At 35.8% G+C, this 14,454-nt stretch carries 10 protein-coding genes; 4 read left to right on the top strand and 6 right to left on the bottom strand.

Annotated features, from left to right (window positions below; all coding sequences use genetic code 11):
- Positions 1 to 181 precede the first annotated feature (181 nt).
- A complete protein-coding gene (locus J3U24_RS05520; protein WP_141677504.1) occupies positions 182 to 790 on the top strand; it encodes a hypothetical protein in 609 nt (202 codons plus the stop codon).
- Here the strand turns inward: J3U24_RS05520 and glnB are convergent.
- Positions 783 to 1,121, bottom strand: a complete 339-nt coding sequence (glnB, locus tag J3U24_RS05525; RefSeq protein WP_034883030.1) for a nitrogen regulatory protein P-II — start codon at positions 1,119 to 1,121, stop codon at positions 783 to 785. The genes J3U24_RS05520 and glnB overlap by 8 nt on opposite strands.
- Before the next feature lie 23 nt (positions 1,122 to 1,144).
- On the bottom strand, positions 1,145 to 2,752 hold the full coding sequence (locus J3U24_RS05530) for an NAD+ synthase (RefSeq protein ID WP_416380496.1): 1,608 nt from the start codon (positions 2,750 to 2,752) through the stop codon (positions 1,145 to 1,147).
- Between the two features lie 113 nt (positions 2,753 to 2,865).
- Between J3U24_RS05530 and aroB the strand changes: the two genes are divergently transcribed.
- Positions 2,866 to 3,945: a 3-dehydroquinate synthase gene (gene aroB, locus J3U24_RS05535; protein ID WP_065734925.1), complete on the top strand. Its 1,080-nt coding sequence runs from the start codon at positions 2,866 to 2,868 to the stop codon at positions 3,943 to 3,945.
- A 248-nt stretch (positions 3,946 to 4,193) separates the two neighbouring features.
- Positions 4,194 to 5,264, top strand: coding sequence for a 3-deoxy-7-phosphoheptulonate synthase (locus tag J3U24_RS05540; RefSeq protein WP_065562872.1), 1,071 nt, complete (start codon positions 4,194 to 4,196; stop codon positions 5,262 to 5,264).
- A 60-nt stretch (positions 5,265 to 5,324) separates the two neighbouring features.
- On the opposite strand, the gene purL is transcribed toward J3U24_RS05540, so the two are convergent.
- The 4 genes from purL to J3U24_RS05560 form a co-directional block, all read right to left on the bottom strand.
- The gene (purL, locus tag J3U24_RS05545) at positions 5,325 to 9,227 is read right to left on the bottom strand and encodes a phosphoribosylformylglycinamidine synthase (RefSeq protein WP_267337369.1); all 3,903 of its coding nucleotides are present in this window, start codon (positions 9,225 to 9,227) and stop codon (positions 5,325 to 5,327) included.
- A 378-nt stretch (positions 9,228 to 9,605) separates the two neighbouring features.
- Positions 9,606 to 11,282, bottom strand: a complete 1,677-nt coding sequence (gene glnS, locus J3U24_RS05550; RefSeq protein ID WP_267337367.1) for a glutamine--tRNA ligase — start codon at positions 11,280 to 11,282, stop codon at positions 9,606 to 9,608.
- A 206-nt stretch (positions 11,283 to 11,488) separates the two neighbouring features.
- Positions 11,489 to 12,832, bottom strand: coding sequence for an ATP-binding protein (locus J3U24_RS05555; protein WP_065562875.1), 1,344 nt, complete (start codon positions 12,830 to 12,832; stop codon positions 11,489 to 11,491).
- Positions 12,829 to 13,557 (bottom strand): winged helix-turn-helix domain-containing protein, encoded by a 729-nt coding sequence (locus J3U24_RS05560; RefSeq protein ID WP_065734928.1) that lies wholly within the window; start codon positions 13,555 to 13,557, stop codon positions 12,829 to 12,831. The genes J3U24_RS05555 and J3U24_RS05560 overlap by 4 nt, the downstream gene beginning before the upstream one ends.
- Positions 13,558 to 13,715: 158 nt before the next feature.
- On the opposite strand from J3U24_RS05560, the gene J3U24_RS05565 reads away from it, so the two are divergent.
- Positions 13,716 to 14,444 (top strand): MtnX-like HAD-IB family phosphatase, encoded by a 729-nt coding sequence (locus J3U24_RS05565; protein WP_065562877.1) that lies wholly within the window; start codon positions 13,716 to 13,718, stop codon positions 14,442 to 14,444.
- The last annotated feature ends 10 nt before the right edge of the window (positions 14,445 to 14,454 follow it).

Raw genomic sequence — 14,454 nt, forward strand, 5'->3', positions numbered from 1 at the left:
ATTTAAGGTTTTTTTTAGCGGTTAAATATTTGTCAAATCTTAATATTTCTTAAAAAAGAAAAAATGCATTAACATTGTTATTCTGCTGTAATAATTATACAATCATCAACAATTAACTAAATGGTATCTATTATTGTCAACTTCAATCAACATGCTCAAAAACGTTATAATCCCGCTTTTTATGTTTTGTTCATTTGCCGTATCAGCAGATAAATTACCGCTGATTGAAGAATTGACATCCTGTAATCCTGACTTTTTTAATCATGTCTATGAGCATAGAGAAGAGTTAAAAAATCATACTAATGTTGAAATTTTTAATCATAATCAGGCTTATATTCCAGTCGAAAACCGCACAGACACGAATAAAAACTTCATTTATTTCAAAACGCCTATTCAATATAAAAACTTAAAACTCATCGGTTATTATGATAGTGCGATGGATTTGAAAAAAATGGGAAAATATTATTTCTGGGGATTCATCATTGATAATAATATGAATGAGATACGTGAAAGTTTGGACTTTTTAGAGTGGAAAAATATGGAAGATGATCTTCTGTATATTGCCAATCCAAGAATTCGAAATATTACTGACGATATCCAGGTTTGGCATAAAAATACAGGAACAGTAGTTGGTGTAAAAACAATACCTGCTCCAAATACTACCGAAAAATTATTACTGCTTGAAAAAGGTGATAATATGCAACTCCTTATTTGTTCGATTCAGGGCGTTGTCACCAATAATCTACTTCGGCAAGAACGTCCCGATATTCAAATCGATAAAGTTAAATAGCTGACTCATCCATTTCACCAGTACGTATACGTATTACTTGCTCAACGTTATAAACAAATATTTTTCCATCACCAATTTTACCTGTTTGAGCGGTTTTCATGATAGTCTCAATACATGTTTCTAAAATATCGTCAGCGACAACAAGTTCTATTTTTACTTTTGGTAAAAAATCAACCATATATTCAGCACCACGATAAAGCTCAGTATGCCCTTTTTGGCGACCAAAACCTTTCACTTCAGTAACGGTCATCCCCGTAATTCCTTGATCAGCAAGAGCTTCTCGAATATCATCTAGTTTAAAAGGTTTAATAATTGCTTCAATTTTTTTCATATCTCTTTGCCCTTAATTCGAGATTACCAATTCTTAAATCCAAAAGCAGAAGTAATTGGATATCGTCTACCTTTACCAAAATTACGAGTTGTAATTTTAGGACCTACTGCTGATTGACGTCTTTTATATTCGTTAATATCAACTAATTTAATCACTCGCCTTACAGTTGTTTCATCATAACCTTGCGCAACCAGTTGTTCAACGGAAAAATCGTGTTCAACATAGCCTTTTAATATCCCATCTAAAATATCATATGGAGGCAAACTATCTTCATCTTTTTGATCTGGTGCAAGTTCAGCTGAAGGTGGGCGTGTAATTACTCGTTCAGGAATAACAGGCGATCTACTATTTCGATATTTAGATAACGCAAATACCATGGTTTTAGGTACATCTTTAAGTACATCAAAACCACCAGCCATATCACCGTAAAGTGTTGCATAACCAACCGACATTTCACTTTTATTGCCTGTCGTTAAAACTAATCTACGACGTTTGTTTGAAAGCGCCATTAAAATCACACCGCGGCAACGTGCTTGTAGATTTTCTTCAGTTGTATCTTTTTGTGTACCCATAAACATCGGTTTTAAAGAAGACATAAAAGCATCAAACATCGGTTCAATTGAAATAATATCAAATTCAACACCCAATATTTCAGCCTCTTCTTTTGCATCAGCAATACTAATATCTGCCGTATATCTGAACGGCATCATAACCGCTTGTACTTTATCTTTACCCAAAGCATCAACTGCAATTGCCAATGTTAAAGCGGAATCAATTCCACCAGATAATCCTAATACTGCACCTTGAAAACCATTTTTAGTAATATAATCGCGAGTCGCTAAAACTAATGCATCGTAAACATTTGCTAATGGATCACTTTTAGAATCAACAACTGGTTTATAATTATGTCCAAGATGAAAAATAGAAATTTGTTCTTCAAAAAAGTTGAGCTGATGAACGATATGGCCTTTATCATCACATACAAATGAGCCACCATCAAAAATAAGCTCATCTTGACCACCAATTTGATTCACATAAATAATCGGTAAGCCGGTTCTTAAAGCATGGTGTTTTATAAGTTCTTCGCGATTTTTCTGTTTTTCATAAGCATAAGGTGAAGCATTAATAGAAATAACCAGATCCGCACCCTGAGCGCCAATTCGATCAATCGGCTCACATTGCCAAAGATCTTCACAGATCAATAAACCAATTTTTTTACCTTTAAAATCGATAACACAAGTCTGCTCACCAGCACTAAAATAACGTTTTTCATCAAATACATCGTAATTAGGTAACTGCTGTTTATGGTAACAGGCTATTTGTTGTCCTTCAGAAAACAATGATAACGCATTATAAACCACTCCATCTTGCCAATGAGGATGACCAACAATAACACTACATTGTTGACTAGCTTGCTTGATAGTCAATAAAGCTTGTTGACAACGAATTTTAAAATCATCGCGATAAATTAAATCTTCTGGAGGATAACCACAAATTGCAAGCTCAGATAAAATAATTAGATCATTAGAGGAATAGTTTTTTATCAATTCAATGATTTGCTGAGTATTACCTTCAATATCACCTACACGCCAATTTTTTTGTGCTAACACGAAAGATAAAGTCATATAAATTCAACATTACAGAAAAAAATTGCCAATAAGTTTAAATGATTCTAAGTTGCGCTGCCACTTTTTTATAGTTAACATTAAAGATTAAATTGGCATGAACTTATCTGGAAATAATTATGCAAAAGATCCTAAATGTTGCGTTAGATAATCGCAGTTATCCTATCACTATTGGTGAAAACTTACTTAGTCAATTTGAATATTTCAAACTACATAGTGGCCAGAGAGTCCTCATTGCTACAAATGACACTATTGCTCCAATTTATTTACAGCAATTAATTAAAATGCTTGAAGATCATGGGGTCAAAACTGATTTCATTATTGTTCCTGATGGCGAGCAATACAAAACTATGGAAACTTGGAATAAAATCTTGACCGCTTTACTTGCCAACAATCATACTCGCAGTAGCATACTTATTGCACTTGGTGGTGGCGTTATTGGAGATGTGGCAGGTTTTGCAGCTTCCGCATATCAACGTGGCATAAAATTTATACAGGTTCCTACTACTTTATTATCTCAAGTCGATTCTTCCGTTGGTGGTAAAACTGCAATTAATCACCCTCTAGGTAAAAATATGATTGGTGCATTTTATCAGCCGCAATCAGTCGTAATTGATATTAATTGTTTAAAAACTTTACCACAAAGAGAACTTTCAGCAGGTCTAGCTGAAGTGATTAAATATGGCATTATAATGGATTGTGAGTTTTTTAATTGGCTAGAACTACATATAGATGATTTACTTAATTTAGATGTCGATGCATTAAGTTACTGTATTTATCGTTGTTGTGAATTGAAAGCTCAGGTTGTCGCTGCTGATGAAACAGAACAAGATATGCGCGCTATATTAAATCTTGGCCACACCTACGGTCATGCAATTGAAGCTGAACTTGGCTATGGGAATTGGTTACATGGTGAAGCAGTTAGTGTTGGAATGCTAATGGCAGCTCAAACAGCTAAGTTACTTGGCAAATTTACTGATGAAGATTTTGATCGGATTAAAAAGTTATTAATTAAGGCTAAATTGCCAGTAAAAAGACCTACACAGATGCCAAATGAATCTTATATTCCTCACATGTTACGCGATAAGAAAGTTCAATCTGGGCAAATTAGATTAGTTTTACCGACTAAAATAGGTTCTGTTGAAGTCATTGATGTTATTGATAAACAATTAATATTAAAAGCAATATCTTCTATCTAAATCTTATTTATCCTCATTGATATACGAGTACTTGTAATTAATCCAAGTATTCGTACACATTTGTTTCCACTCATTTGAATTAAACCCTTAAAATGTAAACAAATGTTTACAGGTTAATATTGTATTTTATCTAACAATAAGTAAAATTTTAATTTACTATTTCGTAATTTTGTGTTTACATATTAAGGGTTTATGTAATCAATATTTTACATATAAAAAATATGCATGATTTTAACAAGGAAAATAAAATGTTAAAAGACACACTAAATAACGTTCGAATTAGAGATGAGCACATGTTAATTACACCAGAAGAAATTAAGAATCTTTATCCATTATCATCAGAATTAGAAAATCAAATTGCTTCATCTCGTCAAACTATCGTTAATATTTTAGAACGTCGTGACCATCGATTACTTATTGTTTGTGGTCCTTGTTCTATTCACGATACTGAAGCCGCAATTGAATATGCACATAAACTAAAAAAACTATCTGATGAAGTTAAAGATAACTTATTTATCGTTATGCGTGTTTATTTTGAAAAACCAAGAACCACTGTTGGTTGGAAAGGCATGATCAATGACCCACATATGGATAGTTCCTTCGATATTGAACATGGTTTAAAAAAAGCACGTAAATTACTTCTTGATATCACTAAAATCGGGTTACCAATTGCAACTGAAGCATTAGATCCAAATACACCTCAATACATCGGTGATTTAATTAGCTGGTCAGCTATTGGTGCAAGAACCACTGAATCACAAACTCACCGAGAAATGGCGTCAGGATTATCCATGCCAGTTGGCTTTAAAAATGGTACAGATGGTAGTTTAGATGTGGCGATTAATGCAATGAAATCAGCTTCAATGGCACATCGATTTGTAGGTATTAATCAACAAGGGCAAGTTACGGTATTACAAACTTTAGGTAATCCACATGGTCACGTGATCCTAAGAGGAGGAAAAACACCTAACTTTGATGCCGAAAATGTTGCATTATGTGAAGTTCAAATGAACAAGGCTAAATTAGTGCCTAATTTAATGATAGATTGTAGTCACGCCAACTCAAATAAAGATTACCGTAATCAACCAATTGTTGTTGACTCAATTATTGAGCAAATTAAGCAAGGCAACAATTCAATTATTGGTGTCATGATCGAAAGTAATTTATTTGAAGGAAATCAATCATCTGAACAACCAAAAGAAAACTTTAAGTATGGTGTATCAGTTACTGATGCTTGCATCAATTTTGAAACAACTGAGCAATTATTGCGAAAAATGAACAATGACTTAGCAGAGCCCCTAAATAATAGGCAAAAGTAACCGATTAAAGTTTATATTATTTTTATGAAACTAAATCGCCGACAGAAGTCGGCGATTTTTTTATCCAAGTTGCTTGCGTGCATTGCGGAAAATTCGCATCCAAGGACTATCTTCGCCCCAATTATCAGGATGCCATGAATTGGTTACAGTCCTAAAAACTCGCTCTGGATGTGGCATCATTATAGTTGATCGACCATCACTTGACGTTACAGCTGTAATACCATTTGGTGATCCATTCGGATTTGCAGGGTACTGCTCTGTCGCTTTTCCAAAATGGTCAATATACCTGACTGCCACTAAACCTGAAGCCTCTAAACGAGTTAAATGATCTAAATCTCTAGTTTCAACTTGACCTTCACCATGAGAAACCGCAATAGGCATATGCGAACCAGCCATATCAGTAAAGAGTAATGAAGGACTTGATTGGATTTTGACCAAACTAAAGCGTGCCTCAAAGCGTTCCGATACGTTTCGCACAAAACGAGGCCATAACTCAGCACCTGGTATTAGATCTTTGAGATTTGACATCATTTGGCAGCCATTACATACACCTAATGACAAAGTATCATTACGATGGAAGAATTGCTCAAACTCATGGCGAACTTGTTCATTAAATAAAATAGACTTAGCCCATCCTTCGCCTGCACCTAATACATCTCCGTAAGAGAAACCACCACAAGCAACGATGGTATTAAATTGATTCAATGTCACTTGCCCAGATAATAAATCCGTCATATGGACATCAATTGATTCAAATCCAGCTCGAGCAAATGCAGCAGCCATTTCAACATGCGAGTTGACACCCTGTTCACGTAAAATTGCAACTTTAGGCTTCACACCTTTGGCTATATAAGGTGCAGCAATATCTTGTTCTGAATCAAAAGTAAGGTGAACATTTAATCCCGGATCGTCATCATTTTGTTTGGCTTGATGCTCCTGATCAGCACATGCTGGATTATCTCGCAAACGCTGCATTTGCCAAGTGGTTTCTGCCCACCAAGTTCTCATGGTTAATCGAGATTCGCTATATACCACAGCACTGTTATTACGCACAATAAATTGCTGTCCGGCTTTAGCTGAACCTAATTTATAAATCGCATGGGACAGTCCAAAATGCTTAAAGCATGTCATGACTTCGTCTAAATCACTACCACGAATTTGAATAACTGCCCCTAGCTCCTCATTAAATAACGAGGCAATCACATCACTACCGAGAGAATGAATATCAACATCAATACCGCAATGCCCTGCAAATGCCATTTCAGCCAAAGTAACCAATAACCCACCATCTGAGCGATCATGATAAGCCAGTAGATTATTTTGAGCGACTAGCGTTTGTATCGCTTGATAAAAATCAGCTAATTCTTTAGCGTCATGAACATCAGCAGTTCTTTGTCCAAGATGGCGATAAACCTGCGCTAATGCCGTTGCACCTAATGCATGGTGACCTTTAGAGAGATCAACAAACAACAATAGATTATCCTGATCGGTGCAAAGTTGTGGCGTAACCGTTTTACGTACATCTTCAACTCGAGCAAATGCCGAAATCACTAATGATAAAGGTGAAGTTACCGTTTTTTGTTCACCATTTTGTTGCCATGTTGTTTTCATTGACATGGAATCTTTACCAACCGGAATAGCCAGACCCAACGTTGGGCATAGTTCTTCACCAATAGCTTTAACTGCTTGATAAAGACCAGCATCCTCACCCGGATGACCTGCGGCTGCCATCCAGTTAGCCGAAAGCTTAATTCGCTTAATGTCGCCAATGTTTGTCGCCGCAATATTGGTAATTGCTTCACCAACAGCTAATCGTGCTGATGCAGCATAGTTAAGCAAAGCAACAGGGGCACGTTCACCCATTGACATAGCTTCACCATAATAACTATCTAAACTTGCTGTTGTCACTGCACAATCGGCAACAGGTACTTGCCAAGGTCCAACCATCTGATCACGAGCAACCATGCCAGTTACCGAACGGTCACCAATAGTAATTAAAAAGGTTTTTTCGGCTACAACCGGCAAATGCAGAACTCGTTTCACTGCATCATATAAATTGATATCAGATGTAGAAAAATGGTCACCTTCGGCTTGGCTTGACTTTACATCACGTAACATTTTAGGGGTTTTACCAAGTAAAACATCTAAAGGTAAATCTATCGGATTATTATTAAAATGCTCATCATGTAAAACTACTGCTTTATTTATTGTAGCTTCCCCGATAACCGCATAGGGTGCGCGTTCACGTTTACAAAGTTCATCAAATAGCTCAAGGCTTTCCGGATGAATAGCCAGTACATAACGCTCTTGTGATTCATTACACCAAATTTCTAACGGCGACATCCCCGGCTCATCACTTAATATTTTGCGCAATTCAAACTGACCACCACAGCCACCATCACTAACAAGTTCAGGCATAGCATTAGACAAGCCTCCCGCGCCTACATCATGGATAAATAAAATAGGATTTTTATCGCCAAGTTGCCAGCAACGGTCGATGACCTCTTGGCAACGACGTTCCATTTCAGGATTATCACGTTGAACGGAGGCAAAATCGAGATCCGCATCCGATTGCCCAGAAGTCATTGAGGACGCAGCACCACCACCTAAACCAATATTCATAGCTGGTCCGCCTAAAACAATTAGTTTGGAACCAATAGGAAATTCACCTTTCTGGATATGTTCTCGACGGATATTTCCCATACCACCAGCTAACATAATTGGTTTATGATAACCTCTGACCTCTTCGCCATTAAAGCTGTTTACTTTTTCTTCATAAGTACGAAAATAACCTAACAATGCTGGACGACCAAATTCATTATTAAATGCAGCGCCACCTAAAGGTCCATCCATCATAATATCGAAGGCGCTCACTATTCGATCCGGTTTACCAAAATCTTGTTCCCAAGGTTGCTCAAAATTAGGAATTCGTAAATTTGAAACGGAAAAACCAACTAAACCTGCTTTGGGTTTGGCGCCTTTTCCAGTCGCACCTTCATCCCGAATCTCACCACCACTACCAGTTGCTGCTCCTGGCCAAGGAGATATTGCAGTTGGGTGATTATGCGTTTCAACCTTCATGAGAATATCTGCATATTCCTGATGAAAATCGTAAGTTCGATTTTCATAATCAGCAAAAAAACGCCCCACTTTTGAGCCATCCATTACCGCAGCATTATCTTTATAAGCGGATGACACATAATCTGGCGTATTTTCAAAGGTGTTTTTTATCATTTTAAACAATGATTTTGGTTGTTTTATACCATCAATCACCCAGTCAGCATTAAATATCTTATGGCGACAATGTTCAGAATTCGCTTGACCGAACATATAGAGTTCAATATCTGTAGGATTACGGTTTAATTTTTGGAAACTTTCAACTAAATAGTCAATTTCATCCGGCGCTAAAGCTAAACCTAATTTTACATTAGCCTCTTCTAAAGCATTGCGCCCTTTTCCTAATAAATCAACAATGGTTACTGGTTTGGGCTGTTCAGTCTTAAATAATTGCTGAGCTTGCTCAAAGCTACTTAATACCGTTTCCATCATTCGGTCATGAATTAATGAAAGAAAAGTATTTTGTTGTATTGCCGTTAAGGATGAACTAACTTGTACATAATAAGCAATTCCACGCTCTATTCGATGGATTTGTGATAGTCCACAATTATGTGCTATATCGGTGGCTTTAGATGACCATGGTGAGATAGTGCCTTCGCGTGGGGTAACTAAAAAGAGTATTTTATTTGCTGGATTTTCTATCTTTATCTGCGCACTTTTAGGACCATATTGTAACAGCTTATCCAAGGTTAAACTCTGTTCGGAATTCAGCTCATCAGTCAGATCGATAAAGTGAATATATTGAGCTTCGATATTGACAATGGGGATAGATTGTTCACGACATGAGGATAGAATTTTATTAATACGAAATGTCGATAGAGCAGAAGAACCAGCTAAAATTTTCATGCTAAGTACTCTTTTTAAGCAAAAAAAGGAAAAAAATAGAACAACATTATAAAAGAAAGTAGCTAAAGAGGCTATCTTAAAAATCATTATATGATTTAATAAAAAAGTTGAGGAGCGGGGTTTTTGAAAGCTTATTTACTCATTTTTATACTAATGTAGCACTTTGATTAACATATAAAAAACCGATTCCTTACAAATCATCTCTTTCATCTATAGGGTTAATTTTGGAGAATTAATACTAGAAGAATTATTTTTAATGCTTATAGCTATAAGATTGCTAAAAGAAGTAAAAAGGTAGAATAATATCTCAACAACGATGACAATAAAAAACGCCAACTAAAGTTGGCGTTTTTATTCTATGATTAAGCTTCTCTATGATTAAACTTCGTTCCAACTATCTCTTAAGCCTACGGTTCGATTAAAGACTAATTTATCTTCTGTCGCATACTTACTATCAAGACAGAAATAACCTTCACGTTCAAATTGATAAGCTTGTTCGGCTTTGGCTTTTTTCAAACTAGGCTCAACAAATCCTTGTTTAATAATTAAAGAATTTGGATTGATAGTTGATAAAAAATCCTCAGCGCTACCAGGATTTGGGGTACTAAATAAACGATCATAAAGACGAATTTCAGCAGGTTTACCATACTTGGCTGATACCCAATGAATAACGCCTTTAACTTTACGTCCATCTTCAGGATTTTTATTTAATGTTGCCGGATCGTAACTACAATAAATAGTTTGAATATTACCTTCTGCGTCCTTTTCAACACGATCAGCGCGTATCACATAAGCATTACGTAGACGGACTTCTTTGCCTAATACTAAACGCTTATAATTTTTATTAGCTTCTTCTCTGAAATCAGCTCGATCAATATAAATCTCGCGTGTAAATGTTACTTCGCGATGACCGAGTTCTGGCCTGTTAGGATGATTTGGCATACTTAAGACTTCATCAAGTGTTTCTGAAAAGTTTTCAATCACCACTTTAACTGGATCAAGTACCGCCATTGCTCGAGGTGCATTTTCGTTGAGATCTTCTCGAATACAGAATTCAAGTGTACTCATTTCAACGGTATTTTCTTGTTTAGTTACCCCGATTCGACGACAAAATTCACGAATTGAAGCTGGGGTATAACCTCGACGGCGTAAACCTGAAACAGTTGGCATACGAGGATCATTCCAACCATCAACAATTTCTTCGGCAACCAATTGTGTTAATTTACGTTTTGAGGTAATAGCATATTCTAGATTTAATCTAGAAAACTCATACTGATGAGGACGAGCTTCAATAGTAATATTATCTAAAACCCAGTCATATAAACGACGGTTATCTTGGAACTCAAGCGTACAAAGTGAATGGGTTATATTTTCAATAGCATCCGAAATACAGTGAGTAAAATCATACATCGGATAGATACACCATTTATTACCAGTTTGGTGATGCTCGGCAAATTTAATACGGTATAAAACTGGATCACGCATAACAATAAAAGGTGAAGCCATGTCGATTTTCGCTCTTAAGCAAGCTTTACCTTCAGCAAATTTACCCTCTTTCATTTGGATAAATAATGCTAAATTTTCCTCTATGCTTCGATCACGATAAGGGCTATTTTTACCTGGTTGTGTTAAAGTGCCTCGATACTCTCGAATTTCTTCAGGAGATAGTTCATCTACATAAGCTAATCCTTTATTGATAAGCTCTATGGCATATTCATATAAACGGTCAAAATAGTCAGATGAATAGCAAATCTCACCATCCCATTCGAATCCTAACCAGCGGACATCTTCTTTAATTGATTCAACATATTCAATATCTTCTTTGGCTGGATTGGTATCATCAAACCGTAAATTACATTTACCGTGATAATCTTGGGCAATACCGAAGTTTAAACAGATAGATTTTGCATGACCAATATGTAAATAGCCATTAGGTTCTGGCGGAAAACGAGTATGCGTTGTTTTATATTTTCCCGCAGCAAGATCCGCATCAATAATTTGACGAATAAAGTTATTTGGACGAGTTTCGTTCTCTGTCGGTAAATCACCGCTCATAAAAAACCTCTGATTATATATGTTTACTCATAACCAATTTAGAAATGAGATTTATCACTTTTATCACTTCGACCGACGAATATAGCAAATTTTTTGTCTTTTCGAAACGTTAAAACAAGAGATTTCAGTTACCTGAAAAAAATAATTACCCTCAAACGGATAACACTCCTAAATAATTTTAACAATTATTTTAATTTTAACTTCAGTTATTCCTCACCTGATTTTATCGAAACAACAAATCGTGCACCACCTAGTGGGCTAGTAACCACGAATGCTTTACCGTCATGAAATTCTGCCATTAATTTTACATAAGCTAAGCCTAACCCATATCCACCAGTTGATCGTGTACGACTGGTGTCAAGGCGAGCAAAAGGCATAAAAATTTTTTCTCGAGAATCGAAAGGAATGCCTGCACCATCATCATCAATTTCCAAAATAACTCGGTTATCTTGTTTGGTTATATTTAATACTGCTTTATGGGCTGCATATTTAAACGCATTAAGTAGCAGATTTTTGACAATAGTTTCTGCCAAATTGATATCAATTTTAGCTTTAGCATCTTGGCTATGGCAAATGAGCTCAAAGCCCTTAGGTTTAAATAGTGCTAATGACTGACAAACTTTTTCACCCCATTGTTTTAACGATACAGTAGTAAAGTTTAATTCAATATTACTTTGCTGCATTTTAAAATAATTCAAACTAGCATTAATGAGGGTTTCAAGTTCATCTATATCATCACTCATTCCTTTTTGTAAATCAGATCTTTCTACTTCGTCTGTAGATTCTTCAAGCATACTTAACTCAAATCGCATTCGTGCAAGAGGGGTTCGTAGTTCATGTGCCATCGCATGTGAAATTGTTTGGTTAGTGCTGACAAGATGCTCAATGTGAGTCCCCATATTATTTAAAACATTGGCTAATGGTTTGAATAGCCAACCTTTCACATTTTCCGTTCGAGCCTTCAAATTGCCCTGTCCAAGTTGTTCTGCGGTTTGACGTATGTTGACCAGATCTTTCCATACAGCACTAAACGCGAAATAGATTAATATAAAAAAGATTATGGCACTAAATAATGCCCAAATAATAAGGAAAACGCTCAACGACATGGTATTTGATTCTAATATATCTCGCATTAGAATCGGCCCCAATTGTAATAAATGACCATCATTGAGATTGATATAGACAACTTCGTCATCACCATCATAAGCAAAATCAAGTTTTTCAAGTTCTTTTTTTACAGAATGAGATAATTCTGTATTTGCAGGTAATACTTTGATTGGATAACCAAAATATGGTTGTAACTCGTCAACTACTGCTTGCAGTGGACGCTGTTTGTTTTCATCAATATGTTTGCGAATTAAGTTGACTGTTCCTCGTTGTGATTCACGAAAAACGATATGATCATCTGGCATATCAGTTAATGATGAAGGTAGTGAATCAAACACTAATAATGCGCCATAGGCGATAATACATTGCAATGAAAGTAAAATAACTAGATAAAAGACGATGCGGCGGTTAAAAAATAGCGGTTTAGCTAATAACTGTCTCAATGGTTTTCCCCTTCGCGCATGAATAAATACCCCTTTCCTCGAACCGTTTTAATTCTTGAAGGATTATCAGGATCATCAAGAAGTTTACGTCTTAACCGAGAAATTCGGGCATCAATTGAACGATCGCTACCGTCAAAATCAATCCCTCTAACTTGGGAAAATATATCGTCTCGAGATAGAATCTTACCTGCGTTATTAGCTAACAACCAGAGTAAGTCAAATTCGGCAGTCGTTAAATCTATTTCATGCCCGTCTAATAACACTTTACGATTTTCACCATCAATCACTAAATTTTCAAAGGCTAAAGTATTATTGTTAAATAAAGCAATTTGCTCTTTTAGGCCTTCTTTTTCTGTTTCATTTTGTTTTCGGCGTAGCAATGCTCGAATCCGAGCTAGTAATAATCGTGGTTCAACCGGTTTAGCTAAATAATCATCAGCGCCTAACTCTAATCCCACGATTTCATCAATATTATCTTCGCTAGCCGTCATTATAAGAATATAGTTACTGAACCATGAACGTATATCTCGACAGATATCAAATCCAGTTTTTTCAGGTAACATTACATCTAAAATAACCAAATCAGGGTTGATTTGTTGTATTTTTTCTTCTGCTCCTTCACCACTATTATGCCAATCTACCCTATATCCTTGACGGATTAGGTAGACTTGTATTAAATTGGCTAATCTTTCATCATCTTCGATAATTAATATGCGTTCACTCATTTCTGATTCTCTTTACCGTAAAGTGGACTTCGAGATGCTTCATTATACAGGCAAATAGAGCCTCGTTACAAAATATATACAAAGAGCCAACAAAGTTAGCTACCACTTTGTGAGAAAATTGTCGCCAATATCTATAACTAGCAATTTTTACTTGGAATATGAATACTTTTTCATCAATTACTAATCATCTTTTTCAACCATCTTACACTCGCTATCACAACCCTATTATTTTGTGTGATTTTGATGGCACAATTAGTGTTAAAGATGTAACTGATACTTTACTTAGTCAGTTCGGCCAAGATGGCTGTGATGAGCTCGAAGAGTTGTGGGTTAGTGGTAAAATTGGTTCTCAAGAGTGTATGAGTAAACAGATTGCCTTAATGGACGCAAGCTTAGAAGAGCTTAATCAAGCATTGGCAAAAATTGAAATTGATTCTAGCTTTAAATCATTCATTAAGTATACCGAAAAAAAACATATACCAGTTCATGTAGTTAGTGATGGTTTAGATTATGCTATCCAATTTGTATTAAAGCGTCATGGTATTGAACATTTACCTATTTATGCTAATAAACTATTGCATGATAATCACAGAAGTTGGCGCCTTGAGTTTCCTTACGCTAATAAGGATTGTATAAAACAAAGTGGTAATTGCAAATGCAATCATGTAAAACAACAGCAACATTTTCCTCAAATATTGTATGTTGGTGATGGTACTTCTGATTTTTGCGTTTCACATCATGTCGATCTGGTTTTTGCTAAAGATAAGCTGATCAATTACTGTGAAAAAAATAACATTAAGCACACTGCTATTGTTAATTTTGCTGATGTAACAGAGGCTTTAAAACAAGCAGAGCAATCACTAATTCCAGTCATGATGGTGAAATAAAGGAACAATA

Source organism: Gilliamella sp. B2785 (assembly GCF_026537005.1).
GTDB lineage: Bacteria > Pseudomonadota > Gammaproteobacteria > Enterobacterales > Orbaceae > Gilliamella > Gilliamella apicola_E.

Coding starts and splice junctions, on each gene's coding strand:
- J3U24_RS05560 (WP_065734928.1), bottom strand. CDS start 13,557: ATGAGTGAACGCATATTAATTATCGAAGATGATGAAAGATTAGCCAAT.
- purL (WP_267337369.1), bottom strand. CDS start 9,227: ATGAAAATTTTAGCTGGTTCTTCTGCTCTATCGACATTTCGTATTAAT.
- J3U24_RS05540 (WP_065562872.1), top strand. CDS start 4,194: ATGTTAAAAGACACACTAAATAACGTTCGAATTAGAGATGAGCACATG.
- J3U24_RS05520 (WP_141677504.1), top strand. CDS start 182: ATGTTTTGTTCATTTGCCGTATCAGCAGATAAATTACCGCTGATTGAA.
- J3U24_RS05565 (WP_065562877.1), top strand. CDS start 13,716: ATGAATACTTTTTCATCAATTACTAATCATCTTTTTCAACCATCTTAC.
- glnS (WP_267337367.1), bottom strand. CDS start 11,282: ATGAGCGGTGATTTACCGACAGAGAACGAAACTCGTCCAAATAACTTT.
- aroB (WP_065734925.1), top strand. CDS start 2,866: ATGCAAAAGATCCTAAATGTTGCGTTAGATAATCGCAGTTATCCTATC.
- glnB (WP_034883030.1), bottom strand. CDS start 1,121: ATGAAAAAAATTGAAGCAATTATTAAACCTTTTAAACTAGATGATATT.